Origin of the sequence: Sphingomonas aliaeris, assembly GCF_016743815.1 — a bacterium.
In the GTDB taxonomy this organism is placed as follows: domain Bacteria; phylum Pseudomonadota; class Alphaproteobacteria; order Sphingomonadales; family Sphingomonadaceae; genus Sphingomonas; species Sphingomonas aliaeris.
Genome location: NZ_CP061035.1, coordinates 1219629 through 1245045, shown reverse-complemented (window position 1 = coordinate 1245045; position 25417 = coordinate 1219629). Strand labels below are relative to the sequence as shown.

Annotated in this window: 19 protein-coding genes, 2 tRNA genes and 1 pseudogene; 4 read left to right on the top strand and 18 right to left on the bottom strand. The window is 64.0% G+C overall.

Annotation, left to right across the window (positions count from 1 at the left end; translation table 11 throughout):
- Positions 1 to 89 precede the first annotated feature (89 nt).
- From gspD to lon, 7 genes are all read right to left on the bottom strand, one after another.
- Positions 90 to 2297 carry a type II secretion system secretin GspD gene (gspD, locus tag H5J25_RS05715; RefSeq protein WP_202095126.1) on the bottom strand — a complete coding sequence of 736 codons (2208 nt, stop codon included), beginning with the start codon at positions 2295 to 2297 and terminating at the stop codon, positions 90 to 92.
- Positions 2294 to 3139 carry a type II secretion system protein N gene (locus H5J25_RS05710; RefSeq protein WP_202095125.1) on the bottom strand — a complete coding sequence of 282 codons (846 nt, stop codon included), beginning with the start codon at positions 3137 to 3139 and terminating at the stop codon, positions 2294 to 2296. Before H5J25_RS05710 ends, gspD begins: the two co-directional genes overlap by 4 nt.
- A 234-nt stretch (positions 3140 to 3373) precedes the next feature.
- Positions 3374 to 6184 carry a TonB-dependent receptor domain-containing protein gene (locus tag H5J25_RS05705; protein ID WP_450097627.1) on the bottom strand — a complete coding sequence of 937 codons (2811 nt, stop codon included), beginning with the start codon at positions 6182 to 6184 and terminating at the stop codon, positions 3374 to 3376.
- Between the two features lie 67 nt (positions 6185 to 6251).
- On the bottom strand, positions 6252 to 7883 hold the full coding sequence (locus H5J25_RS05700) for a hypothetical protein (RefSeq protein WP_202095123.1): 1632 nt from the start codon (positions 7881 to 7883) through the stop codon (positions 6252 to 6254).
- Positions 7884 to 8369: 486 nt separating this feature from the next.
- Positions 8370 to 8444 (bottom strand) — tRNA-Val (locus tag H5J25_RS05695).
- 138 nt (positions 8445 to 8582) lie between these two features.
- Positions 8583 to 8855, bottom strand: coding sequence for an HU family DNA-binding protein (locus H5J25_RS05690; RefSeq protein WP_055783318.1), 273 nt, complete (start codon positions 8853 to 8855; stop codon positions 8583 to 8585).
- Positions 8856 to 9015: 160 nt separating this feature from the next.
- Positions 9016 to 11442 carry an endopeptidase La gene (gene lon, locus H5J25_RS05685; RefSeq protein ID WP_202095122.1) on the bottom strand — a complete coding sequence of 809 codons (2427 nt, stop codon included), beginning with the start codon at positions 11440 to 11442 and terminating at the stop codon, positions 9016 to 9018.
- Positions 11443 to 11532: 90 nt separating this feature from the next.
- Between lon and H5J25_RS05680 the strand changes: the two are divergent.
- A pseudogene (locus tag H5J25_RS05680) lies at positions 11533 to 13256 on the top strand (M1 family metallopeptidase).
- A 48-nt stretch (positions 13257 to 13304) separates the two neighbouring features.
- Entirely contained in the window at positions 13305 to 13655 is a 351-nt protein-coding gene (locus H5J25_RS05675; RefSeq protein WP_202095121.1) for a hypothetical protein, read from the top strand.
- A gap of 13 nt (positions 13656 to 13668) precedes the next feature.
- Here H5J25_RS05675 and H5J25_RS05670 read toward each other — a convergent pair whose 3' ends face one another.
- From H5J25_RS05670 to H5J25_RS05645, 6 genes are all read right to left on the bottom strand, one after another.
- The gene (locus H5J25_RS05670; protein WP_202095120.1) at positions 13669 to 14754 is read right to left on the bottom strand and encodes a calcium:proton antiporter; all 1086 of its coding nucleotides are present in this window, start codon (positions 14752 to 14754) and stop codon (positions 13669 to 13671) included.
- Positions 14755 to 14900: 146 nt separating this feature from the next.
- Positions 14901 to 16163 (bottom strand): ATP-dependent Clp protease ATP-binding subunit ClpX, encoded by a 1263-nt coding sequence (gene clpX / locus H5J25_RS05665; RefSeq protein WP_202095119.1) that lies wholly within the window; start codon positions 16161 to 16163, stop codon positions 14901 to 14903.
- Positions 16164 to 16268: 105 nt separating this feature from the next.
- On the bottom strand, positions 16269 to 16961 hold the full coding sequence (locus tag H5J25_RS05660) for an ATP-dependent Clp protease proteolytic subunit (RefSeq protein ID WP_225883377.1): 693 nt from the start codon (positions 16959 to 16961) through the stop codon (positions 16269 to 16271).
- A gap of 74 nt (positions 16962 to 17035) precedes the next feature.
- Positions 17036 to 17980: a glycosyltransferase family 2 protein gene (locus H5J25_RS05655; RefSeq protein WP_202096038.1), complete on the bottom strand. Its 945-nt coding sequence runs from the start codon at positions 17978 to 17980 to the stop codon at positions 17036 to 17038.
- Between the two features lie 120 nt (positions 17981 to 18100).
- Positions 18101 to 19822 carry a trigger factor gene (tig, locus tag H5J25_RS05650; protein WP_202095118.1) on the bottom strand — a complete coding sequence of 574 codons (1722 nt, stop codon included), beginning with the start codon at positions 19820 to 19822 and terminating at the stop codon, positions 18101 to 18103.
- Between the two features lie 65 nt (positions 19823 to 19887).
- Positions 19888 to 19972 (bottom strand) — tRNA-Leu (locus H5J25_RS05645).
- A 156-nt stretch (positions 19973 to 20128) separates the two neighbouring features.
- Between H5J25_RS05645 and H5J25_RS05640 the strand changes: the two genes are divergently transcribed.
- Together H5J25_RS05640 and H5J25_RS05635 are read left to right on the top strand one after the other, a co-directional pair.
- Entirely contained in the window at positions 20129 to 20314 is a 186-nt protein-coding gene (locus H5J25_RS05640; protein WP_202095117.1) for a hypothetical protein, read from the top strand.
- Positions 20315 to 20323: 9 nt separating this feature from the next.
- Positions 20324 to 20521, top strand: coding sequence for a hypothetical protein (locus H5J25_RS05635; RefSeq protein WP_202095116.1), 198 nt, complete (start codon positions 20324 to 20326; stop codon positions 20519 to 20521).
- A 33-nt stretch (positions 20522 to 20554) separates the two neighbouring features.
- Here H5J25_RS05635 and H5J25_RS05630 read toward each other — a convergent pair whose 3' ends face one another.
- From H5J25_RS05630 to gatC, 5 genes are all read right to left on the bottom strand, one after another.
- Positions 20555 to 21403: a hypothetical protein gene (locus H5J25_RS05630; protein ID WP_225883376.1), complete on the bottom strand. Its 849-nt coding sequence runs from the start codon at positions 21401 to 21403 to the stop codon at positions 20555 to 20557.
- Entirely contained in the window at positions 21400 to 22029 is a 630-nt protein-coding gene (locus tag H5J25_RS05625) for a hypothetical protein (protein ID WP_202095115.1), read from the bottom strand. The genes H5J25_RS05630 and H5J25_RS05625 overlap by 4 nt, the downstream gene beginning before the upstream one ends.
- Positions 22030 to 22137: 108 nt before the next feature.
- The gene (gene gatB / locus H5J25_RS05620) at positions 22138 to 23610 is read right to left on the bottom strand and encodes an Asp-tRNA(Asn)/Glu-tRNA(Gln) amidotransferase subunit GatB (protein WP_404829583.1); all 1473 of its coding nucleotides are present in this window, start codon (positions 23608 to 23610) and stop codon (positions 22138 to 22140) included.
- On the bottom strand, positions 23601 to 25085 hold the full coding sequence (gene gatA, locus H5J25_RS05615) for an Asp-tRNA(Asn)/Glu-tRNA(Gln) amidotransferase subunit GatA (RefSeq protein ID WP_202095113.1): 1485 nt from the start codon (positions 25083 to 25085) through the stop codon (positions 23601 to 23603). Before gatA ends, gatB begins: the two co-directional genes overlap by 10 nt.
- On the bottom strand, positions 25085 to 25372 hold the full coding sequence (gatC, locus tag H5J25_RS05610; protein ID WP_202095112.1) for an Asp-tRNA(Asn)/Glu-tRNA(Gln) amidotransferase subunit GatC: 288 nt from the start codon (positions 25370 to 25372) through the stop codon (positions 25085 to 25087). Before gatC ends, gatA begins: the two co-directional genes overlap by 1 nt.
- Between the last annotated feature and the right edge of the window lie 45 nt (positions 25373 to 25417).

Here is a 25417-nt window from a genome sequence, read left to right as displayed (position 1 = left end):
ACGACGCCATCCCCCGACGCGCCCTCCCCTAGCCCCTCCCGCAAGCGGGAGGGGGGATTGTTCGCCCTCGATGCCCGCGCGGATTTGCATCAGTCGCCCTTCTTCCGGATGATACGGGTGGACTGGCGTTGCACCGGAACGGCGATGCGCGGATCCTCGATACTGCCGTCCTTCCCCGCCACCGGCAACGGCGCCGCGGCCCCCAGATAGTCGCGGACGAGCTGGTCGATGCTCGGTTCCGCATCGGGATTCTGCCCCGCCTGTTGCAGGCGTAGATAGCCGTAGCGCTGCTCCGTGACACGACGCTGGTCCTCCGGCGTGCGCAGGATCGTCGGGCGGATGAAGATCATCAGATTGGTCTTGGTCCGCTGGCGCGCTTTCGAGCGGAACAGCTGCCCGATCGCCGGTATGTCGCCGAGCAACGGGATCTTCTCGATCGTCCGGCGTTCGTCGTCGCTGAGCAAGCCGCCGATCACCGCGATCTGGCCATCATCGACCGTCAGCGTCGTCTCCACCTCGCGCTTGTTGAGGATCAGGTCGCTATTGTCGCCGCTCACCGGGCCGGCGATGCTGCTGACCTGCTGATGCAGGAACAGCTTGATCGCGCCGGAGGAATTGACCTGCGGCTTGACCTCCAGCTGGATGCCGACATTCTCACGCTGCACGGTGCGGAAGGCATTGTCGAAATTGGTACTGAGCGCCTGACCGGTCGTGATCGGGATTTCCTGGCCGACCAGGATACGCGCTTCCTGATTGTCCAGCGTGGTCAGGCTAGGCGCCTGGAGCAGGTTCGACGTCGTGTCGCTCTTCACCGCGTTGATGATCGCGCCGAACACCGCATCCTTGCCGATGTTGAACGCGCCGCCGCCGAACCCGCCGGTCGCGCCCAGGATCGATCCGATCGCGGACTGCGCAAGCGAATCGCTGACGGCCGAATTGGTGCTGGTGGTGACGGTCGCCCCGTTGATCGTCGTGGTCGTCGTATTCAACGACCGCGCGCCGATCGCCCCGGCGATCTGCAACAGGTTCGGCGCTGCGTTGCTGTACGTCGACGCGAAGCTGGGGATGCCGCTGCCGGGCAGACCGGCAAGGAGGAACTGTACGCCCAGCCGGCTGGCGGTCGCGTCCGAAACCTCCGCCACGATCGCCTCGACCAGCACCTGTTCGCGGCGCGTATCCAACTGGCGGATCACCTCGGACAATTGACGCTGCACTTCGGCCGGGGCGGCGATGACGATCGCATTCGCCCCGGCGAAGCGCGTGACGACGGATGCGGTCCGGCCACCCTCGGCGACGATCGCCGCTTGGCCCGGTGTCGCCCCGCTGGCGATCTGCGGCGCCGGCTGCTGCACTTGCGGCTGGTTGACGGTGTTGCCGTTGTTCGCGTTCGTGCCGCCGAAGTTCGAGCGCGACAGCGTATTGCCACTGGTCGTCGGCTGGGTCGGCGTCTGACCGACAAGCTGTTGCAACACCGGGAGCAATTGCTCGGCATCGGCATTTTCGAGGAACTGGACCTTGATCTCGGTCCCGTTCTTCGCGCGCGCATCCAGATCCAGCGCGACCGCGGCGAGCCGGGCGACGGACGCAGCATCACCCCGCAAAGCGACCGAGTTCGAACTCGTCACCGCGACGACGCTGACGCCGCCGGTGGCATTGCCCTGCCCACCCGCCTGCCCGGCGGTGAGCGCGTTCAGCGCGGTCGCGATCTCGCGCGCACCGGCATTCCTTAAAGCAATGACGCGCGTGGCGGCATTGTCGGTATCGATCCGGCGCAGCACCTCGCGAACGCGGCGGACGTTATCGGCGAAATCCACCACGACCAGGCTGTTACCGGTGCGATTGGCGCTGACCGATCCCTGCGCGCTGACCAAAGGTCGGACCGTCTCCAGCGCGGACTGCGCATCGACGGATCGCAGCCGGACGATCTCGGTCACGAGGCTGTTGCGATTGGCACCCGCCACACCGACGCGGCTTGGCTGGCTCGCGGCATTGTCGACCGGCTGGACGCGGAAGGCGCCGCCCGCCGTCGGCACCGCGACCAGCCCGTTGGCGCGAAGCGTGGAGAGAAACACCTCGAAATATTCGGACCGGCTGAGCGGACGATCGGTGACGACGGTCACCTTTCCGGCCACGCGGCTGTCGATGATGAAGGTCCGCCCGGTGACTTTCGCCGCATCGGCGATGAACGCACGGATATCGGCATCGCGCACGTTGAGCGTCGTCTGCGCCACGACCGGTGCGGCGAGCATCAGCGCGATCGCAGCCATCATCGTCGGCGCGAGGATCGGTTTTTTCATTGGCCCGCAATCGTGATGGACAGAGGAATCGTATCGGTACCGCGCTCTACAGTCAGCGGCAGCGTGCCGCCATTACCATATTGCGCGGCAAGACGATCCAGATCGCCTTGTCCGGTCACCGGTCGGCCGCCGATCGCGGTGACGATATCGCCTTCGCGCAAGCCGATCTCGCGGAAGGCCGCGCCGCTGCCCTGCGATCGCACGACCAGACCGCTGACGCGTCCGGCATCGACGCGCGGAATGAAGCCTATGTCCGCCTGGACCTGGCTCAAACGCAACCCGCTCGCCCCCGCCAGTGGCCGCCCCGATACCGCCGGGCCCAGCGTCACGCCAGGCGGCGCATCGGACGGGACCGCAGGCGGGACTGCACCGGACTGATCGATGAACAGATCCTCGTCCGCCGCCCCGCGCGAGATCGTGACATGATCGAACGCGACCGATTTGAGCCGGACGCCCGGGCTGATCTCGTCGCCGACCGCAACGCTCGTCTGCACGCCGTCCGGCCCGGCGATGATCGCCGAACCGCCACCGGTCGCATCGTCGATCCGCGTGCCGAACAAAGTGAGTTGCAGCGACGTCACCACGGCGGGGGCGGCATCGCCCGTGCTCAGCCGAAAGAATGGATCGAAGCCGCGCAGGATCGCCGCGGGCGACCCCGAGACACCCGGCTCCGTCGGTCGCCAGTTGCCCAACGGCGTGACCGGCGTCACGATCACCCATACCAGCCGCGCGCACTGCACCGCCAACGCAGCGAGCAGGATCAGCTCCAGCGCGGAGTACAGGTTGGTGCGCGGCAACCGCCGTAGCAGGCGGCGCGCGCGGGCGTCGAATTCGAGGCGCATCGATAATCCCCTGGGATTCCACTCTGCTAGGGCGCCCGTGTTACAGTCGGATGTCGATGTTGTGAACTGATTGTGACAGTCGGACGCGCTATTGGCTCCGGTCCTGTACCGCAGGACGGTATAAAACGCATGCGCACGTCCCGGCTACCCGGCCAAACGATCACCGCATAGGCCGGATGTTTGCAATGTACGCGACCTGGGGGTGAGCCGTTGAGCCTCACCCCCTGCCCCGCGTCAGAACGTGGTGCTCACCCCGACCGAGAACGTCCGGCCGACCGCATAGCGGTTCGTGAACACCTCGTTTCCGCCGGCGAACGTCTGCCCTTCCTGATAGCGCGTGCCGGTCAGGTTACGCGCCTCCAGCTTCAATTCCCACTCGCCGCCGACGACCTTGAACCCCTGCCGCGCGACGAGATCGAGCCGTATACCGGGCTTTTCGATCACGTCCGGCTGGAAGCCCACGCCGCTCAGGTTCGACGGCCCGCGATTGGTGACGCGGTTGCTGGCATAGTTGAACAGCAAGGTGACCTGCGACAGCGATGCCTTGTCCTCGATCCCAAGCTGGACGTTGACGAGGTGATCCGACTGACCGGTCAATGGTGCGCCGTCGCGGAATTGCAGCCCGGCCGGGCCGAAGCCGGGCTGGCAGCCGCCCAGCGTCTGGCCGAGCACGTTCGGAGCGCACTCACTGCCGGCGGAGATCGACGATTTCGAGTAGGTATAGTTCGCGATCACCAGCGCGCGGCGCGACGCGAAGAAGTCGCCGGACAGGAAATCGAGCGGGAAGTATTTCTGCAATTCAACTTCGCCGCCGTACAGCTTGGCCTTTGGCAGGTTTGTGAAGCCCGTCTGCAGGCGATCGTCCGCGCCGGTGTAGAAGCCGACCTGTTCGACCGGATTCTTGATGTTCTTGTAGAAGCCGCCGAGCGTGAAGCGCTGGTCGCGAGCGAAGAACCATTCGTAACGCGCCTCGAAGTTATACAATTCCGAATCGCTCAGCAGCGGGTTGCCGAAGAACAGGCGATCCGATTCGGGGTCGCGGAACTGCTGCGGCGCGAGTTCGCGGAACTGCGGGCGCGAGATCGTCTTCGACCCGCTGGCGCGCAACTGCATGTCGCGGGCGAAATTCCACGTCGCGGTCAGCGCGGGCAGGAAATAGTCGTTCTTCAACCGGGTGGTCGCCGAAGCCACGGGCGTGACACGCTCGTCCGCCGTTTCGTATCGCACGCCGATCGTCGCGCGAACGCCGTCGAGCAATTCCGCCTCCGCCTGGCCATAGCCGGCATGGATCCGCAGCCGCGCGTCATACGCATAGGCGCCGAGCGGGGTGCTGAACTGCAACTGGATCTGGTTGGCGAGGATCGAGTCGATCGACAGCAGATAATCCGGCCGCAGCAGATTGTACGGGAAGCCGGGTGCCGTGCCGCCACCGTTCGCGGTCTGGTAGTTGAATTGCAGACGCTCCGAATAACGCTCCGTATCCGAATGATAATAGCCCGCCGACAGCGTAACCGGACGGCCCAGATCCAGCTTGTAGGTCATATCCGCCTGACCGCTGTACAGATTCTCGTTCAGCCGGCTGAAGATGATCGAGGCGAAGGGCGAGAAGCGCTGCGTCACCTGATACGCGCCGTTGCACTGGAAGCCGCCGACATCCGGGCCGGGATCGGTGATCGTGATCGGCAGGCCGGTTGTCGTGGCAGGCGCGCAGAGATAGTCGAACTGCCGTTCATACGGCGCATTGCGCTTGGAATTGGCATACGCGCCGCGCACGTCGAGATGCAGGTCGTCGGTCAGCTTGAACTCGCCGACCAACTGCCCTTCCACCAACTGGCGTTCGAACCAGTTGGTGTTCTGCTGGAAACGCAGGCCGCTGGCATTGTTGTACAGGATCGCCGCCGAGCCGCGGCCCTGCTTCAGCGTGTCGTGGATGTAGACGCCCGTCGCACGGATCGTATTGGGCCCAAATTCATAGCCCATGCCGAGCAGGGCATTCGCGACGACGCGATTGTCGGTCAGCAACGTGCGATAATCGTTACGCAGCGTACCGTCGGGGGAAACGCTGTCCTGCTGCATCGTCTCGCGCGTGCGGAACGTGTTGCTGCCGCTGACCGACGCGATCAGGCCGAGCCGGTCGCCGCCCAGATCGAACACCGCGCCACCGCTGACTTCACCCGACCAGTTGACCGGCAGATTGTCGTTGCGCTGAAGCAGGGTCGTCTTCGCGTTCGTCAGCTGCGCGACGTCGTTGCTGCCGATTATGCCCGAACCCTTGGGCGCGTTGCTGATGAAATCGGGCACCTTGCGCGCGCCGCTGTCATACCCGCTCCAGTCGCTCTTGCTGCCGCGATAGGTGTAGCCGAGCCCGCCGGTCGTCACCGTGTCGCCCGAGATCGAGGCGCCGGCGGTCAGGAAGTTCTTGGTCGGGATCGCCTTGGTCGTCAGGTTGATGATACCGCCGCCGAATTCGCCGGGATAGTTCACCGAATAGGTCTTCTGCACCAGCGCCGACCCGACGATGCTGGTCGGGAAGATGTCGAGCGGCACCGAACGGCGAAGCGGCTCCGGGCTCGGCAAGGGCGACCCGTTGAGCATCGACGACGAATAGCGGTCGCCCAGGCCGCGGACATAGACGAAGCCGTTGCCCACGACGCTGAGGCCGGTGACGCGCGACAGGGCACCCGCGATATCGCCCTCGCCGGTCCGCGCGATGTCCGCGCCGGACAGGATCGACACGACCTGCGGGGTCGCCTTCACGACGTTCGGGATATTGCGGCCGACGACGACGATCTCGTCGCCCGCATCGGCGCTTACGCCCGGCGCCGAAATCTCGACCTGCTGCTGCGGATCGCCCGCCTGATCGGTGGTCGCGGCCGGCGTGTCAGCGGGCGCGGTCTGAGCGGCGGACGGCGGCGGGGCCGAAGGGGCGGGCGCAGGCGTGCCTTGCGCAAGCGCGGCGGGCGCGGTCAGCGTGGTGGTAAGGAGAAGAAGCGTTCCGAACGCGCGGCGGCTCTGCATGGCCTGGATCCCTGAGTCGATTGTCATAGGCGAAAGCCGGGGCGGCGCGAAAGCGGCCACCCCGGCATCGTGCGCATTGAAGCGGCGGACCGCCTCAGCGGCCCTGGCAGCTGAAGTAGACCGAGTTGAACACCGGCGGACCGACGTCCTGCAGCGCGGCGTCCGCGGGACGAACCGTGGTGCGGCCGCCGGCAGTCTGCTGGCCAGCGATGATGTTGACGCAACCGACGGTCGCCGGGGTCTTCACGATCCCGTTGACGAAGGTCATGTCCGCACCGCCGCGAAGGCGGATGGCAGCGGGTGCGAGCGCCGTCTGGATGAAGGTGAAGTTCGCGTACCGGCCGAACGTGCGCGGGAAGAGATCTTCGGCATTGTTCGAGTCGATCTCGGTCGAGAAGGAATCCGCAGTCGCACCGGTGCTCTTCTGCGCGGTGATCATGAACTGGATGAAACCGCGATAACCGTTGTCGATATCGAACCCGTCATCGTCCGCGCCGGTCATCACCATATATTTCATGTTGGTGGTGCCGCCAAAAATCTCGACGCCGTCATCGGACGAATTGTGGCTCTGCACGTGATCGATGACCGTACCCGAACCGGTGCCGCCAAGCGTCAGGCCCTGCAATTCGTTACCGTCGCTGATCGCTATGCCGCTGAAGCGGATCTGGACGTACTGGAAATTGCCGCTGCTGTCCGCGGCGGTCGGACCGCCATAAAAGCGTCCGGTGACGCCCTCGATCGCCTGCTGGCAGGTGGTGCTGGTTCCGGCGGCATTGTTCGGCCCGGTGCCGGCTGCGCAGACGCCGACCGGCGCACGGCCGAGCAGGATCACCCCGCCCCACTGCCCCTGCACTGCGTCGCTAACCCCGTTTGTGATCAAATTCGCTTGCGCAGTGAAGATGATCGGGTTGGCGACGGTGCCGACCGCGTTGATCTTTGCGCCGCGGTTGACGAGCAGCAGATCGCTGGTCGGTTCGGTGGAATCCGCAGCGATGACGACGCCAGGTTCGATATTCAGCACTGCGCCCGAGTCCGCGCCGGTCGTCCCGACATCCGTGCCCACTTCGGTCTGGCCGCGCAGACGATAGAACACACCGGCAATCTTCGGCAGGTTCAGCGTGCCGGTAATGACCGTCGGCAGACGACAGGCTTTGAATCCGGTGCTGGCAGTCCCGTTCATCAGGACGCCGTCGTCGATCGTGCCGGTCGGGCACACCGCCGTCGCACCGCCCGAACCGATCGCCGGAACCGAGGTGCATCGCGCACCCGACCCGCCGAAGTCGGCCGTGGTCGAATTGCAGGTCCAGCCCTGGAACGCCGTATCGGTCGGGCCGTTCAGCGCACCGACGAAGTTGGTGCTGGTGAAGAAAGCGTTGATCGTCGACGGGTCCATCGCCGGGGTCAGCGAGGTCGCGACGGTCGGGTACACGCCGTTCAGCATGTTCGTGCCATTGACGTTGTTGTTCGTGCCCGCATTGACCAGCGCAAGCTGTTCCTCGGCAGTGATCGTGATATCGTTCACGGTGGTGGCCGCAGCGAACTGCGCGGCTGTGATCGCGGTCGGCGTCGTCGGGGTCGTCGGCGGCGTGGTCGGCGTGGTCGGCACGTTGATTACGACCGAACCGGCACCCGGCGAGGCGACGTCGCTGGCGCCGCTGCAACCGTTGAGCGCGAGGGCCGCACTGCTGCTCATCAGGACGAGGCCGAACCGCTTGAAGCTAGACATGAATTTCTCCGATCCGGCTGTTTCGCCGGGTTGCACCTGGCGGGCACGCTGCCCGGCAACACGACTCGGATCATCCCCCTGCCGGCTGCAGGACGCGACTAGGGGCGCGGTGTGACGGCAGGACGCGGTTTCGAAGACGGAGAGATGACGTCGGCATGACGGAATTGTTACGGTTGTTACGGGGGTGTGACGGTTCGGCGGGTAAGGTGCCGGACTCGGACGGTTGGCAGGCGGTTTCTGGCATGCGGCCTGTCGATAATCTTCGGATCTGTTCCGTAACCGCCCCCTCCCGTTCGTTTCGAGCGCAGTCGAGAAACCATCCGGCATCCCATTGGACGGTTTCTCGACTGCGCTCGAAACGAACGGCGGGGGGCTGAAAGTTGGATGGTTTGGAAAGAAGGCAGATGCCGCCTTGATCGTGCGACAAACACGACAGCGAAAACGCAAAAGCCCGCCGGTCGCGAACGACCGGCGGGCTTTGTCGGATGGTGGGCGCGACAGGGATTGAACCTGTGACCCCACCCGTGTGAAGGGTGTGCTCTACCGCTGAGCTACGCGCCCATCCGTTGCACCGTTCGGGCCGCGCATCATTCGATACGAGGCCCGGAACGGAACAGGGCGACGTTGCCGCCGCCCTGATGAAAACGCCTTAGTGCCTGCGCGGCGGATTTGTCCAGCCCCGCATGCACGTCCGATCGATCAGTTCACCGCGTCCTTCAGGCCCTTGCCAGCCTTGAACTTCGGCTGGGTCGATGCCTTGATCGTCATCGGCTCGCCGGTGCGCGGGTTGCGCCCGGTCGACGCCTTGCGCTTGCTGACGGAAAACGTACCGAAACCGACGAGGCGCACTTCGTCGCCCTTCTTGAGCGAGGCAGAGATCGCATCGAAGACCGCCTCGACGGCCTTGCTTGCGTCGCCCTTGCTCAGGCCCGACGTATCGGCCACCGATCCGATCAATTCCTGCTTGTTCATGCCAAAATGCCCCCGCTAACGATACTGAGAATGATTCCCGGCCCGAAGCCGGTGGCGCAATAAGGCCGTTCGTAACGGGGCTGTCAAAACAAAATGACGGGGCCCCGTACGCTTGATCGCACAAATGCGGCGCGCCGTGGTCGACGCGCCGCAGTGTTTATCAGTGGTGGAGTTCCCCGCCGGCCGGCGCGACACCCGCCGGCGGCAACGCCGCCAGCTCGTCCGCATCGGTCCAGTCGATCGCCGTCAACGTCTCGGTCAGGGCCAGCTTGAGCACTTCATCGACATGCTTGACCGGAATAATCGTCAGCCCGTTCAGGATGTTAGCGGGGATGTCCGCCAAATCCTTCTCGTTTTCCGCCGGGATCAGCACTGTCTTGATACCGCCACGAAGCGCCGCGAGCAGCTTCTCCTTCAGCCCGCCGATCGGCAGCACGCGACCACGCAGGGTCACCTCGCCGGTCATCGCGATCTCGCGACGCACCGCGATTCCCGTCAAAGTGGAAACGATCGCCGTTACCATGCCGATACCCGCGGATGGCCCATCCTTGGGCACCGCACCTTCGGGAAGATGGATGTGTATGTCCTTGCGATTGAGGAGACTCGGCTTGATTCCATAGCTCGGAGCGCGCGCCTTGACGAAGCTGAGCGCGGTGTCGATCGACTCCTTCATCACGTCGCCCAGCTTGCCGGTGACCTTCGCATGGCCCTTGCCCGGCACGGTCACGCTCTCGATCGTCAACAACTCGCCGCCGACCTCGGTCCAGGCCAGCCCCGTGACGGCACCGATCTGGTTCTCCTCCTCGCCAAGTTCGTGGCGGAATTTCTTCACGCCGGCGAACTCGGACAGGTTGTCGGGCGTGATCGTCACGCTCTTCGTCTTGCCCTCCAGGATCTGGCGCAACGCCTTGCGCGCCAGCTTGGCGATCTCGCGCTCCAGCGTGCGAACGCCGGCTTCACGGGTGTAGAACTGGATGAGCGCGCGCAGACCTTCCTTGGTCAGCTCGAACTCGCCTTTCTTCAGTCCGTGCGCCTCGATCTGCTTTTCCAACAGATGCCGTTCCGCGATCTCGACCTTCTCGTCTTCGGTATAGCCCTCCAGCCGGATGATCTCCATGCGGTCGAGCAACGCCTGCGGCAGGTTCAGCGAGTTCGCCGTGCACACGAACATCACGTCCGACAGGTCGTAATCGACCTCCAGATAGTGATCCTGGAACTTTGCATTCTGTTCCGGATCCAGCACTTCGAGCAGAGCCGAAGCGGGATCGCCGCGGAAATCCTGACCCAGCTTGTCGATCTCGTCGAGCAGGAACAGCGGGTTCGACGTACCGGCCTTTTTCAGGTTGGTGACGATCTTGCCCGGAAGCGATCCGATATAGGTCCGGCGATGGCCGCGAATCTCGGCCTCGTCGCGCACGCCGCCCAGCGACTGGCGGATGAACTCGCGCCCGGTCGCCTTGGCGATGCTCTTGCCCAGCGACGTCTTGCCCACGCCCGGCGGGCCGACGAGGCACAGGATCGGCCCCTTCAGCTTGTTGGTGCGCGCCTGGACCGCAAGATATTCGACGATCCGGTCCTTGACCTTCTCCAGCGCATAATGGTCCTGATCCAGCACCGCCTGCGCCGCCGCAATGTCCTTCTTGACCTTGGACTTCTTGGCCCAGGGCAAGCCGAGCAACACGTCGAGGTAATTGCGGATCACCGTCGCCTCGGCGCTCATCGGCGCCATCGTCTTCAGCTTCTTGAGTTCGCCCGTCGCCTTGGTGCGCGCTTCCTTGCTCAGCTTCAGCGTCGCGATCTTCTGGGTCAGCTCGGCGATCTCGTCGCCTTCGCCTTCCTCGCTCTCGTTACCGAGTTCGCGCTGGATCGCCTTCAACTGTTCGTTGAGGTAATATTCGCGCTGCGTCTTCTCCATCTGGCGCTTGACGCGGCTCTTGATCTTCTTTTCGACCTGAAGAACGCCAAGTTCGCCTTCCATGAAGCCGAACACCATCTCCAGCCGGCGCGCAGGATCCATCTCGGTCAGCAGCGACTGCTTGTCGGCGACCTTGACGGAGATGTTCGCGGCGACCGCATCGGCGAGCCGCGACGCATCGTCGATCTCGTTCAGCTGCACCGCGGTTTCCGCCGGCAACTTGCGGTTCAGCTTCGCATAATTCTCGAACTGGTCGACGACCGACCGCATCAGCGCGGCAAGTTCATTGCTCATCGAATCGGCGGCGGCGTCGAGTTCCTCCGCGCCGTCATCGCCGTCCAGTGTCTCGACGGACGCGGTCAGGAACGCATCACCCTCGACCAGACTATCCAGACGCGCGCGACGCTTGCCCTCCACGAGCACGCGAACGGTGCCGTCCGGCAGCTTGAGCAATTGCAGCACGGTGGCGGTCACGCCCAGGTCGTACAGATCGTCGCGCGAGGGATCGTCCTCGGCCGGATCCAGCTGGGCGACGAGGAAGATTTCCTTGTCGGCATTCATTGCCGATTCCAGCGCGGCGACGGACTTGTCGCGTCCGACGAACAACGGCACGATCATGTGCGGGAAAACAACGATGTCACGTAATGGCAAGACAGGATAGGATTGGGTCATGCATACTCCGGTGCGCCCAACGGGGCGCTTTACGTATCTTATATGGTGATGGTTGCCGATCCATCAATCTCGCTTCGCATTCGCCGTGCGATGCTGGCGGTGTCCGCCGCGACGCTGGTGACGACGCTTCCCGCCGCCCCGGGATCGGCCGAGCGCGGCAAGCCCGACATCACACCGCAGACGCAGAAGTCCGGCGGCCCGGTCAATCCGGAACAGATGCGGCAACAGCTGGACAGCGTCGATCTCGCGATCGAAATCATGCCCGAGACGGAGACGATCGGGGCGGTCGGCACGCTGAATTTCACCGCCCGCGCGCCGCTGTCGCGCCTGATCGTCGATCTGGACCGCAACCTGCCCGTCGACGGTATCGATATCGATGGTGTCGCCCTGCCGTTCAAGGCGTGGAGCAACCCGGACGGCGTGCTGACGATCAAGCTGCCCCGTCGCGTCGCCGCCGGCGGGAAAGTCACCGCGCGGATCAGCTATGGCGGGCGCCCGCATGTCGCCGTGCGTGCGCCGTGGGACGGCGGCTTCGTCTGGTCGCATACGCCGGACGGGTCCCCCTGGGTCGCGACCGCGGTGCAGGGCGAGGGATGCGACCTGTTCTGGCCGTGCATGGACACGCCGACCGCAGAGCCGGGGGTGATGGACCTGCACATCACCGTGCCGAAGGGCCTGAAGGCGCCATCGAACGGCGTGTTCCTGGGCATGTCGACCTTGCCCGATGGGCGCACGACGTGGAACTGGCGCGTCAAGAATCCGAACGCCTATGCGCCCGCCCTTAATGTCGGGCCGTATGAGGTGATCGAGGGCGGCTACAAAAGCCGTTTCGGCAACACGATCCCGATGTTCTACTGGTATCTGCCGGGCGAACGAAAACAGGCCGAGGCGCTGTTCGCGGAATTCGCCCCGACGCTCGATTTCTTCGAAAGCGCGGTGGGCCCCTATCCGTTCGGCGACGAGAAGGTCGGCGTCGTCGAAACCCCGCACAAGGGCATGGAACACCAGACGATCAACGCCTACGGCAACGACTATGCCAAGGCGGCGGAGGGGTTCGACTGGCTGTTCCAGCACGAATTCGCGCATGAATGGTTCGCCAACCAGATGACCGTCGCCGACTGGGACGATATGTGGCTGCACGAAGGATATGCGTCCTACATGCAGCCGGCCTACGGCAAATGGCGCGAGGGCGATGCGCGCTATCTCGCGATGCTCCAGAAATCGCGCGAAACGGTGCTGAACCTCGCCCCGCTCGTCTCCGGCAAGCCGCGGACCGAGGAAGACGTCTATACCACCGATCGCGGCGGGCCGGGTGGCGATATCTACGTCAAGGGATCGTGGCTGCTGCACACGTTGCGCAACCTGATCGGCGACAAGGACTTTTTCGACGTCACGCGGCTGGCGGTCTATGGCCGGACCGATCCGCGACCCGGCAACTTCACACCCCGCTTCACCAATTCGCGCGAATATGAGCGGTACGTCGCGAAAGTGACCGGCAAGGACTATCGCTGGTTCTTCGACGTCTATCTGCGTCAGGCGGCGCTGCCGGAGCTGATCGAGACACGCAGCGGGGAACGCTGACGCTCTCATGGAAGACGCCGAACGCCCTGCCCTTCCCCATGCCGATCGAGATCGAAGTCGACGGCCGCGTGCAGCGGCTGGCCATGACGGGCGGCAGGGACAGCGTGTCCATCGCTCCGGACGCGCATGTCGTCATCGACCCGATGGCGCGCGTGTTGCGGCGATCCGTCGCGATCGAAGGCATGCAGGCGTGGCAAGCGGCGCAAAAAACCAAGCCGAAGGATGGCCAATGATCAGCCGCACATTCCCCGTCGAACGCTGCGCACCGGGGTTTGCCTGACATGGCGAAGGCAGACCGGCTCGAACAACTCGATCTCCGCCGCGAGGCCGAGGAACAGGAATATCGCGCGCTTCTGATCACTGCGCTGGAGGATTGCGCGCGCGGGCGCTGGGGCTTGTTCGGCCATACCAGGGACAAGCAGATGGCGGCGCGCGTCGCCCCCGTGCTTACCGAGCTGGACGATCTGGCCGGGTCGATCGACAAGATGCGCGGACAATTGGGGATCGAACCGTTCGCCCTTCACCCCGCCTTTCTCGCGTCACGCGGCCGTGCGGATGCCAGCGCGGTCGGCGAGCCGAAACAGGCGAAGGCGTGGCTGGAGCGGCTGGCGGCACAAGGCAGCCCCGACTAGCTGCGTCGGGGGCTCACGGCACGATCGTGGTGAACAGATACGCCGCGAAGATCACCAGATGCACCACGCCTTGCAGCACCGTCGTCCGCCCCGTTCCCAGCGACAGGATCGACACCATAAGCGACAGCGCGAGCAGCGTGATCCCCTTCGAATCGATCCCCAACGTCAACGGCAGATCGAGGATGAGCGAAACGGCGGCCACGCTCGGAATCGTCAGCCCGATCGTCGCGAGAGCCGATCCGAGCGCGAGGTTCAGGCTGGTCTGGAGCCGGTTACGTTTCGCCGCGCGGTAAGCCGCAAGGCTCTCGGGCGCCAACACCAGGGCCGCGATGGCGACACCGACGAGGGTCAGAGGCAAGCCCGCCCCGCGCACCCCGGCTTCCAGCGTCGGCGCGAGACCCTTAGCCAACAGCACGACGGCGACCAGCGCGACCAGCAACAGGCCGAACGCCACCCATGCGGTGTTCGCCGATGGCTGGTCCGCATGCGCGTCCCGCGGCAATGCCCCGGTGGTCGAGGGCAGGAAATAGTCGCGGTGCCGCACCGTCTGGACCAGCACGAACGTGCCGTAGAGCAATAATGACGTGATCGCGACGAACACCAACTGGCTGTTCGAATAGACCGGCCCCGGCACCGTCCAGGTGAAGTTCGGCAGGATCAGCGACAGCACCGCCATCGCGGCGAGGACCGCCAGCGTCGCGCTCACCCCGCGCTGCACGAAACGCTGTTCGTGATGTCGCGCCGCGCCCGCCAGCAGGCACAGGCCGACGATGCCGTTCAGGATGATCATGATCGCGGCGAACACCGTATCCCGTGCCAGCGTCGTGCCCTGCGCGCCTTCCGCAAGCATCAACGACACGATCAGCGACACCTCGATCACCGTCACCGATACCGCCAGGACCAGCGTCCCGAACGGCTCGCCGACGCGGTGTGCGACGACCTCGGCATGATGGACCGCGGCGAGCACCGATCCGATCAGGATCAACGCCGCCGCCGCAACGCCGATCGCTCCCATCGACCCCAGCGACAGGAACACCGCCAGAACGCCGAGCGGCGGCAAGGCGAGGGACCAGATCGGCTGTAAGGGCGAACGATTCATGACGCGAAACCTAGCATAGTGAACGGCGATACGAACGCGACCCGATTGGAGTCGCGAATGTAAGACAAACGACGATGAGCAAAAAAGACCCGCGCCGACCACATGGTCGACGCGGGTCCGGTATGGCGTTGGAGGGCTGGCGGGGATCAGGCCGCGCCGCTCTTTTCCTTCTTGGCATAGACGCGGATCGGCTCCTTGCGGCCCTCGATTACGTCGCCGTCGATCATCACCTCGTCGACCGAATCCATCCCGGGCAGGTCGAACATCGTGTCGAGCAGAATGCCTTCCAGGATCGAACGCAGGCCGCGCGCACCAGTCTTGCGATCGATCGCCTTCTTGGCGACCGTGACCAAGGCGTCGTCGGTGAAGCCGAGCTTCACATCCTCCATGTCGAACAGCTTTTGATACTGCTTGACCAGGGCGTTCTTCGGCTCGGTCAGGATCGTCACGAGCGCAGGCACGTCGAGATCCTCCAGCGTCGCGATGACCGGCAGACGACCGACGAACTCCGGGATCAACCCGAACTTCAGCAGATCCTCCGGCTCGACCGACTTGAGCACTTCGCCCGTGCGACGTTCTTCTGGAGTCGCGACATAAGCCCCGAACCCGATCGACTTGCCCTGCTGACGATCCGCGATGATCTTCTCGAGACCCGAGAATGCACCGCCGCAGATGAACAGGATGTTCGTCGTGTCGACCTGCAGGAATTCCTGCTGCGGATGCTTGCGGCCACCCTGCGGCGGGACGCTCGCGGTGGTGCCTTCCATCAGCTTCAGCAACGCCTGCTGCACGCCTTCGCCCGAAACATCGCGCGTGATCGACGGGTTTTCGGCCTTACGGCTGATCTTGTCGATCTCATCGATATACACGATGCCGCGCTGGGCACGCTCGACGTTGTAATCCGACGCCTGCAACAGCTTTAGGATGATGTTCTCGACATCCTCGCCGACATAGCCGGCCTCGGTCAATGTCGTCGCATCGGCCATCGTGAACGGCACGTCGAGGATGCGGGCCAGCGTCTGCGCCAGCAGCGTCTTGCCGCAGCCCGTCGGCCCGACAAGCAGGATGTTCGACTTGGCAAGCTCGACGTCCGCGCCCTTCTGGCCGTGGTTCAGGCGCTTATAGTGGTTGTGCACCGCCACCGACAGCACGCGCTTGGCGCGCTTCTGGCCGATGACATAATCGTCCAGCACGTCGCAGATTTCCTGCGGCGTCGGAACGCCACCGTCCTTTTTGCTGACGAGAGCCGATTTGGTCTCCTCACGGATGATGTCGTTGCACAGCTCGACGCATTCATCGCAGATAAACACGGTCGGGCCGGCGATCAGCTTGCGCACCTCGTGCTGCGACTTGCCGCAGAACGAGCAATAAAGCGTACTTTTCGAATCGCCGCCGCTCAACTTGGTCATTCAATCCATCCTTCGCGCGAATTTCCGCGCGCTAGTGCGGGCAGCCATCTTAGGCCGCCCGCCTTCGATCGTACAATAGCAATAACGGTCTTAAAAATCAGCGCCTTACGTCGATGGAAGGGCCGGCGTGCTGCCGCTGTCGTCCGCGACGGCAGGACGCTTGTCGAACACCTCGTCGATCAGGCCGAAGGCCTTGGCCTCGGCTGCTTCCAGGAACGTGTCGCGATCCATCGCCTTCTCGATCTCCTCGATCGGCTTGCCGGTATATTGCGCGTACAGCGAATTCATCCGGTTCTTGATGCGCTGGATTTCCTGCGCCTGGATCTGGATGTCGCTGGCCATTCCCTGCGCACCGCCCGAAGGCTGGTGGATCATGATGCGGGCGTTGGTCAGCGCGACGCGCATCCCCGGCTCGCCCGCAGCCAGCAGGAAACTGCCCATCGACGCGGCCTGCCCGATGCACACCGTGCCGACGCGCGGACGGATGTACTGCATCGTGTCATGGATCGCCATGCCGGCCGTCACCACGCCGCCCGGCGAGTTGATGTACATGAAGATGTCCTTCTTGGGGTTTTCGGACTCCAGGAAGAGCAACTGTGCCGTGATCACGGAGGCCATATGGTCCTCCACGCCGCCGGTCACGAAAATGATGCGTTCGCGCAGCAGGCGCGAATAGATGTCGAAGCTACGCTCGCCGCGGTTCGATTGCTCGATCACGATCGGCACGAGGCCGCCGGTGATAGGATCTGCGCGGAACCCCGGAGGTGCGAAATTACCGGTTTCGAACGGATTATGCATGGAGAGTTTCAGTCCTTATGCCCCAAAGGTGCCATAACGGCGAAACGCATACATCGGCCTTGGCGGAAACGAGTTCAAGTCCTGCGGTCGACACCACCCGGCGCGCGGTGCGACAGATAGGCCAGCCGGCGCATTTCCCGCCGCCCCCGCACCACCGTGTCCAGGATCAGCCCGGCAAAGATGTTGAGCGCCGCCAGAATGCCGAGCCCGGTGATCAGGATAGCGGTGGGGAACCGCGGTACCTGCCCTATGTCCATATAGGTCAGAATCAGCGGTATCGACAGGATCAGCGCGACGGCCGCGAAAATTGCGGCGATGACGCCGAAGAACAGCACCGGCCGTTCGATCCGGTACAAAGTGGCGATCGTGCGCAGGATGCGGAAGCCGTCGGAATAGGTGCTCAGTTTCGACACGGACCCCTCGGGCCGGGCGAAATACGGCGTCTCGATCTCGCCCGTCGGCATCTTCAGTTCCAGCGCGTGCACGCTGATCTCCGTCTCGATCTCGAACCCGGCCGACAGCACCGGGAAGCTCTTGACGAAGCGGCGCGAAAATACGCGATATCCAGAAAAGATGTCGGTGAAACTGCGACCGAACAGTTGCGCGAGCAGCCCGGTCATCGCGCGGTTGCCCAGTTGGTGTCCGCGCCGATATGCCGCCGTCTCCTGCGTGACGCGCGAGCCCACCACCATGTCTAGCTGCTCGTCCAGCATCCGCGCGATCATCGCCGGCGCCGCCGTCGCGTCATAGGTCGCGTCGCCATCCGCCATGATGTAGATATCCGCATCGACATCGGCGAACATCCGCCGGACGACGGCGCCCTTGCCCTGGATCCGCTCCAGCCGGACGATCGCCCCGGCCTCCCGCGCGACCTGCATCGTCCGATCGCGGCTGTTATTGTCGTAAACATAGATGTCGGCCGTCGGCAGGACCGACCGAAACCCCGCCACCGTTTGCGCGATGGCGGCTTCCTCATTGTAGCAGGGAAGCAGGACGGCGATCCGGGGCGGGGCAATCATATCGTTGGTCACCCCGGCCCTCGTCGCTCCGACCGGCGGGGCGCATCTGAAATCAGTCGATTACGCAAGCGTAACCGGAAGGTCTCAAGATGTCCCTGCCTGTGAGATTTATGGCCGTATTCAGCCCTTGTCTGCCGCCGGCTTCTTCGCGCGTGGCTTCTTTACCGGGGCGTCGGCGGCTTCGGTGCCTTCCGCGGCCTCGGCCGCGACCGGCGACGATGTCGTCAGTTCGGTCGCGACATCGGCCGGAGCTACTGCTGGCGCCTTTTTGGTAGCCGCCTTCTTCTTCGGTGCGGCCTCGACCAGCTCGTCGCCAGGTGCGGCGGGCTCGATATCGGCCGCTTCGGTCTTCTTGGCTGCGGCCTTCTTGGCCGGCTTGGCCTTCGCTTCGGTCGGTGCGTCGGCACCGGCGTCCGCTGCGGCTTCGCCCTCGGCAGGCTCGGCCTTCTTCGCCTTCTTGCCCTTCGGCTTGTGATTGTCGTGATCGTGCGTGTGCGTGCCGGACGAGAAACCCTCTTCCGATTCGATCGCCGCTTCCAGCTCTTCGCGCGTCACTTCGCGGTCGCTGATCTCTGCCTTCTCGAACAGGAAATCGACGACTTTGTCCTCATACAACGGTGCGCGAAGCTGCGCGGCCGCCATCGGCTCCTGCTGGACGTATTCGATGAAGCGCTTGCGATCTTCCGGGCCGTATTGCTGCGCGGCCTGCGCGATCAGGCGGTTCATTTCCTGCGAGGAAACCTCGATCCCGTTCGCCTGGCCGATCTCGGACAGGAGCAGGCCCAGGCGCACGCGGCGCTCGGCGATCTTGCGGTAATCGTCGCGCTCGCCTTCCATCTCGGCCAGCGCAGCTTCCGGATCTTCTTCATGCGTCGCTTCATGCTCAAGCTGCGACCAGATCTGCGAAAATTCGGCCTCGACCATCGACGGCGGCACCGGGAAATCGTGACCCTCGGCCAGCTGGTCGAGCAGCTTGCGCTTCATGTACGTGCGCGTGAGGCCGTTCAGCTCCTGCTCGATCTGGCCCTTCAGCAAGCCCGAAAGCTGTTCGAGGCTTTCGAGTCCCAGCGACGTCGCCAGCGTATCGTCGATCTTGGTGTCGCCGGCGGTCTTCACCGACTTGACGACCAGATCGAACGTCGCGGGCTTACCGGCGAGGTCCTTCGCCTGATATTCTTCCGGGAATGTCACAGAAATCTGCTTCTCGTCGCCAGCCTTCACACCGACGACCTGATCCTCGAAACCCGGGATCAGACGGCCCTGCCCGATCTCGATCGCCATGTCGGAACCGGTGCCGCCCTCGAACGCGACGCCGTCCATCGTCTTGCCGACGAAATCGACCGTGACGAGATCGCCCGTCTTGGCTTCGTAGCCGGCGTCGGCATCATCCCACGACTTCTGCTGGTCGGCGAACTTCTGCAACTGCGACTGGACCGAAGCCTCGTCCGCCGGCACCGTCAGGCGCTCCAGCTTCAGACCGTCGATCGAAGGAGTCGGCACGTCCGGCAGGACTTCCATCTCTACCTTCACCGCGGCGTCCTGGCCCGGTTCATAGTCGTCGAGGCTGACCGAAGGCTGCATCGCGGGGCGGATGCGCTGTTCGGCGATCAGCGTCTGAATGCCTTCCTGGATCGAGCTGTTGAGCGCATCCTGCATCAGCGACGGCCCGTGCATCTTGCGCACAAGGTTCGCCGGCACCTTGCCGGGGCGGAAGCCGGGCATACGCACTTGCGGCGCGACGCGCTTCAGTTCGGCATCGACCTTCGAATCGATATCCTTGGCGGTGATCGTCAGGGTGTAGGCGCGCTTCAGGCCTTCGTTCAACGTCTCGACAGTCTGCATTTCAACTCTCACGCCTTTTCAGGAATATTTCTTGCGCGGCATCCTTCGCCCATAACGCGAAGGACTGGTGCGGGCGAAGGGACTCGAACCCCCACATCTTGCGATACTTGGACCTAAACCAAGCGCGTCTACCAGTTCCGCCACGCCCGCACATAGGACACCGCAGGTCGGCGGCGTCTATAGCAACAGGTGGGCCGGGGGCAAGCTGCATCGCGCATTGGCCTTTTCCCCACCGTGCGGCCCTGCTTTCGCCGCCCTCGGCAACCCTCCCCGCCGCGGTGCGTTGGGTGCGCAGAGGAGACGATCATGGCCACCACGCCCCCGACCGAATTGCCCCCGTTCCCGACCCAGCCGGCCCAGCCCGATCCTGCTCCGACCGAGCTGCCGTCTCCGCAACCGGACATCGACGTGCCCGACGCGACACCCGATGCCAACCCCGGCGTGGCCCCCGCACAGCCCTATGACGAAGCGCCCTTCGCGCCCAACGCCTGAGGAACGGACATGACCGAAGACTCCAACCAGCCGACCGACAGCGCGGACGACCGCAGCGACCTGCAACAGATGGTTGATGCCCGGAAGGATGCGGTGGAACGCGGCGAAGGCGGCAAGGAACCCGACGCCTTCACCTCACCCGGCGATTTCGACGGCGTTGGCGGAACCGGCGGCGTCGTCAAGAACCAGGACGACGACGCGCAGTAATTGAAAAGGAGCCATCAGCCAGATGGCTCCCTTTTATGATCCTGTCGTAAGATCGATCATCCGGTCGCGATCATAGCGAAACACCCCCGACATCTCGGGAATCCGCGTGATCGTCAGCCCGAAATAGTTCGGCAGTTTGCCCACCGGCATGAATTTGGCTGCAACGACGGTCTGGTTAATTATTCGCGGATCAAGCGTTTCGCCAGGCCCTGCCGACCGGAACAGCGGTTTCTCCCCGATCAGTACCGGCTGTGACGAATCGCCCGAAACCTTCTCGACCTTGTCCGCCTTATCAATCACGCCGAGGTCAACGATCTTACCGGCTGGGGCATCGAACTTTACGCTGCCCATGCAGAAGCAACTACCTCCAGCTGTGCCGTTCATCACCAGCATTTGACCATATACGCGGTATGTCCCCGGCGTAACTTCCTGCAGATAGGTCGATACATCCTTCGATTTCGAAAGTCGGTTGGTAGGGCCGATACCAACACTGGCCAACATCTCAAACGGAACGAATTCGAAGTTCGCGTCGGTCGGCTCGACCGGTTCTTCGGGAACGCTCAAACCCGGTGTCTTCACCGCCTCGGCTTTCGCCTTCAGATAGCTCGCCTGCTTTTTCTCGTACTTCTGGCGCGCCTCGACAAAAGCTGCAGCGCGGGTTTTATCATAAAGCGCCTGATCCTCCGCAGTCGGCACCTTCATCAGGTACAGCGGTACCGGATTATCGCTGCGCAATAAAATATAGGCCTTGGCAGGATCGATCGTCACGACCGGCTTGTCCTTCACCGGCGCAGTGACGACGAAGACAGGCGGCTTTTCTTTTGCGAACGCCGGGGTGACGGTAGAAACCGCCGCGATCGCGGCAAGCATGATGATCTTCACAGGCCCAACACCTTTCCCTGAAGATTGCCTGACGAGGCGACCATCGCCTGCTGCTTCAGATACATATATCGCTTCTTCTCGGTGACGCTGCCGATCCCCTCTTCGAAATTGAATTTGTCCCAGACGTCCTTGGACAGACCATATCGGTTATAGCCCTTGAAGTGCATGCAGGTGCGCATGTTGACCCGCCGCAGTCGACGTTTTTCGGCCGATCCGAAGATCAGAACAGCCATCGCATTGCCGATCGCGCCGCCGACTGCCCCCGCCATCGTCCCGACATAAGGGTATGGCGTCGCAACATACCCGATCCCGCTCTGCAATCCGCGCGCGTAGCTGTCGCACTCCGCGATATCGGCATAAGCCGTTTTGAAGTCGGTATTGGCACGCCGGAAAGCGTAATATTTGTCGAAATTGGCATCGGTCGTCACGTCCGCCTTGAAGGCCAGATCGGGCATCGCAATTTTGGCATCGTCATCAGCCGCTGGCGGCGGTCCGAACGGCGAAGCACTATCCGCAAGATAGGTCGCTGTCCCGCCAACAGTCCCGGCCTTTTGCGCCGTCACCGACGCCTCACCCAGCACGAGCGTCGCAGCCGCAAACGCGGCCGAGTAATTCCGGATCCTCATTGAAATCCCCCTATTGCGCAAACACGATTCGTGCGCCCCGGGGATCAGAATAATGCCGCGCGCGGGCGCCGCAAGAGGATCGAAACTCTCGTCCTGCTGATACCGGCCTTATCCCAAGGCAGTCTTCAGCAAGTCGTTGACGACGCCCGGATTGGCCTTGCCGCCCATCGCCTTCATCGTCTGGCCGACGAAGAATCCGAACAGTTTGTCCTTCCCGCCGCGGTAATCGGCGACCTTGTCGGCGTTTGCGGCCATCACGTTGGCGATCACCTTTTCGATCTCGCCCGTATCGCTGGTCTGTTTCAGGCCGCGCTCCTCGACCACGGCACCGGCGCCCTGCCCGGTCTCCAGCATGATCTCGAACACCTGCTTGGCGAGACTGCCCGACAACGTGCCGTCCGCAACCAGGGCGAGCAGTTCCGCCGCGCCGTCGGGCGTGATCGGGGAGCTGCCGATATCCTTCCCCAGCCGGTTGAGCGCGCCGAACAGTTCGGACGTGACCCAGTTCGCCGCGGCGACCGGCTTCGCGCCCGTTTCCAGCAGACTGTCGAACCAGCGCGCATTCTCGACCTCCGCGGTCAGCACTGCGGCATGATAGGGCGTGACGCCCAGCGCCTCGTACCGCGCACGCTTGGCATCGGGCAGTTCGGGCAGGCTCGCGCGGCATTCGTCCAGAAACGCCTGGTCGAGTTCCAGCGGCAACAGGTCGGGATCGGGGAAGTAGCGGTAATCGTGCGCGTCTTCCTTCGACCGCATCGACCGCGTCTCGTTGCGATCGGGATCGTACAGACGCGTTTCTTGAACGATCTTGCCGCCATCCTCGATCACTTCGATCTGGCGCTTGGCCTCCTGCTCGACCACCGCCATGACGAAGCGCACCGAATTGACGTTCTTCGTCTCGGTCCGTGTGCCCAGCGGCTCGCCCGGACGACGCACGCTGACATTAACGTCGGCGCGCATCGACCCCTCTTCCATATTGCCGTCGCACGACCCGACATAACGCAGGATGGCGCGCAGCTTGCGCAGATATGCCCCCGCCTCGGCCGGCGAGGCCAGATCCGGCTTCGACACGATTTCCATCAGTGCCACGCCCGACCGGTTGAGATCGACATAGGAGCGGGTCGGATGCTGGTCGTGCATCAGCTTGCCGGCATCCTGCTCGACATGGATGCGTTCGACGCCGATGCGCTTGCCACTGGCATCGGGGTTCTTCTCGTCCAGGCTGATGTCGATCGCGCCCTCGCCCACCAGCGGATGATAGAGCTGGCTGATCTGATAGCCCTGCGGAAGATCGGCGTAGAAATAGTTCTTCCGGTCGAAGCGGGACCAGGTGTTGATCTGCGCATCGATCGCCATGCCGGTCCGCACCGCCTGCCGGATGCACTCGCGGTTCGGCACCGGAAGCATGCCGGGCATTGCCGCATCGACGAGGCTGACCTGCGTATTCGGCTCTGCCCCGAATTCGGTCGCCGCGCCCGAAAACAGCTTGGCGTTGGACGTGACCTGCGCATGGACTTCGAGGCCGACCACGACCTCCCAATCGCCGGTATTGCCGCGAAGAGTATATGCGCTCACCACCAAGCCTCCGCCCGCGCGGTAAACCCGGCGCGTTCTTCCAGTGCCAGTCCGGCGTTCAGCACGCCCTGTTCGTCCAGTGCCTTGCCGATGATCTGCAGCCCCAGCGGCAAGCCATTCGAATCCAGCCCGCCCGGCACGCTCATCGCGGGCAGGCCGGCGAGCGAGGACGGCACGGTGAAGACGTCGTTCAGATACATGGCGATCGGGTCCGCACTCTTCTCTCCCAGCGCGAAGGCGGCGCTTGGTGCGGTCGGGGTCAGCAGCAGGTCGCACTGTTCCCATGCCCGGTCGAAATCGCGCGCGATGAGCGCCCGGACCTTCGACGCCTGCGTGAAATATGCGTCGTAGAAGCCCGCGGACAACACGTAGGTGCCGATCATGATGCGGCGCTTCACCTCCGGTCCGAAGCCAGCGGCGCGCGTTGCGGCGTACATGTCCTGCAACCCCGCCCCCTCTGGCAGGTCGCGCAGGCCGTAGCGCACGCCGTCATAGCGCGCGAGGTTGGACGACGCCTCGGCCGGGGCGATGATGTAATAGGCCGGCAGCGCATATTTGGTGTGCGGCAGGGAGACCTCGACGATCTCCGCGCCCGCATCCTTTGCCCAGGCGATCCCCTGCTGCCACAGCGCGTCGATCTCGGCGGGCATGTTGTCGACGCGGTATTCCTTGGGGATACCGATCCGCTTGCCGCGAAGGTCGCCCGACAATCCCGCTTCCCATTTGGGCACGGCGAGATCCAGTGACGTTGCGTCCTTCGGATCGAACCCGGACATCGCCTCCAGCATGATCGCGCAATCGCGCACGTCGCGCGCCATCGGCCCCGCCTGGTCGAGCGACGATGCGAACGCCACGACGCCCCAGCGCGAGCAGCGGCCATAGGTCGGCTTGATCCCGGAAATCCCGACGAATGCCGCCGGCTGGCGGATCGAGCCGCCCGTATCGGTGCCGGTCGCCGCGGGGCACAACCGCGCAGCGATCGCGGCGGAAGACCCGCCCGACGATCCACCCGGCGCCAGTGCGGCATTACCGCCATCGTTGCGCCGCCACGGCGAGATGACGTTGCCGAACGCCGACGTCTCGTTCGACGATCCCATCGCGAACTGGTCCATGTTCAGCTTGCCGAGCATCCCCGCGCCCGCGTCCCACAGCTTGCCGGAAACGGTCGATTCATAGGGCGGGGTAAAGCCCTCCAAAATCAGGCTCGCCGCGGTCGAGGGGACGCCCTTGGTGCAGAACAGGTCCTTCATCCCGATCGGCACGCCCGCCAGCGGCTTCGGCGTTTCGCCAGCGGCACGTGCGGCGTCGGCGGCATCGGCGGCGGCAAGCGCGTGGTCCGGCGTCTCGACCAGAAACGCGTTCAGCACCTTCGCCTTGGCGACGTTCGCGTTGAATGCCTCCGCCACTTCCCGCGCGGAGAACGTTCCCTCGCGCACGCCGTCGCGGATCGCGGCGACGCCCAGATTTGTCAGTTCGGTCATTATTCGATCACCTTCGGCACGGTGAAGAAGCCGTGTTCGGCTTGGGGCGCGTTGGACAGGACGGCATCGCGGACGCCGCCATCGGTGACGACATCGTCGCGCAGCCGCAGATGGTTCGGGATCACCGCGGTCATCGGCGCGACGTCGGACGTGTCCACCTCGCCCAATTGCTCGATCCAGCCCATGATGTTGTCGAGTTCCGGCGCAATCCGCGCGGCCTCTTCCTCGGTGATCGCGATGCGGGCAAGGCTCGCGATCTTCTTCACGGTTGCGATATCTACTGACATGACGCGCGGCTAGCAGAGCGCGCCGCGCCCGCGCAACCTATTCGA

Bases quoted from the DNA above. Each gene is read 5' to 3' on its own strand.
- gatC (WP_202095112.1), bottom strand. From the start codon at position 25,372: ATGTCAGTAGATATCGCAACCGTGAAGAAGATCGCGAGCCTTGCCCGC.
- H5J25_RS05670 (WP_202095120.1), bottom strand. From the start codon at position 14,754: ATGAATCGTTCGCCCTTACAGCCGATCTGGTCCCTCGCCTTGCCGCCG.
- gatA (WP_202095113.1), bottom strand. From the start codon at position 25,085: ATGACCGAACTGACAAATCTGGGCGTCGCCGCGATCCGCGACGGCGTG.
- H5J25_RS05640 (WP_202095117.1), top strand. From the start codon at position 20,129: ATGGCCACCACGCCCCCGACCGAATTGCCCCCGTTCCCGACCCAGCCG.
- gspD (WP_202095126.1), bottom strand. From the start codon at position 2,297: ATGAAAAAACCGATCCTCGCGCCGACGATGATGGCTGCGATCGCGCTG.
- H5J25_RS05710 (WP_202095125.1), bottom strand. From the start codon at position 3,139: ATGCGCCTCGAATTCGACGCCCGCGCGCGCCGCCTGCTACGGCGGTTG.
- H5J25_RS05700 (WP_202095123.1), bottom strand. From the start codon at position 7,883: ATGTCTAGCTTCAAGCGGTTCGGCCTCGTCCTGATGAGCAGCAGTGCG.
- tig (WP_202095118.1), bottom strand. From the start codon at position 19,822: ATGCAGACTGTCGAGACGTTGAACGAAGGCCTGAAGCGCGCCTACACC.
- H5J25_RS05635 (WP_202095116.1), top strand. From the start codon at position 20,324: ATGACCGAAGACTCCAACCAGCCGACCGACAGCGCGGACGACCGCAGC.
- H5J25_RS05690 (WP_055783318.1), bottom strand. From the start codon at position 8,855: ATGAACAAGCAGGAATTGATCGGATCGGTGGCCGATACGTCGGGCCTG.
- H5J25_RS05625 (WP_202095115.1), bottom strand. From the start codon at position 22,029: ATGAGGATCCGGAATTACTCGGCCGCGTTTGCGGCTGCGACGCTCGTG.
- clpX (WP_202095119.1), bottom strand. From the start codon at position 16,163: ATGACCAAGTTGAGCGGCGGCGATTCGAAAAGTACGCTTTATTGCTCG.
- H5J25_RS05705 (WP_450097627.1), bottom strand. From the start codon at position 6,184: ATGACAATCGACTCAGGGATCCAGGCCATGCAGAGCCGCCGCGCGTTC.
- H5J25_RS05660 (WP_225883377.1), bottom strand. From the start codon at position 16,961: ATGCATAATCCGTTCGAAACCGGTAATTTCGCACCTCCGGGGTTCCGC.
- H5J25_RS05675 (WP_202095121.1), top strand. From the start codon at position 13,305: ATGGCGAAGGCAGACCGGCTCGAACAACTCGATCTCCGCCGCGAGGCC.
- lon (WP_202095122.1), bottom strand. From the start codon at position 11,442: ATGACCCAATCCTATCCTGTCTTGCCATTACGTGACATCGTTGTTTTC.
- H5J25_RS05655 (WP_202096038.1), bottom strand. From the start codon at position 17,980: ATGATTGCCCCGCCCCGGATCGCCGTCCTGCTTCCCTGCTACAATGAG.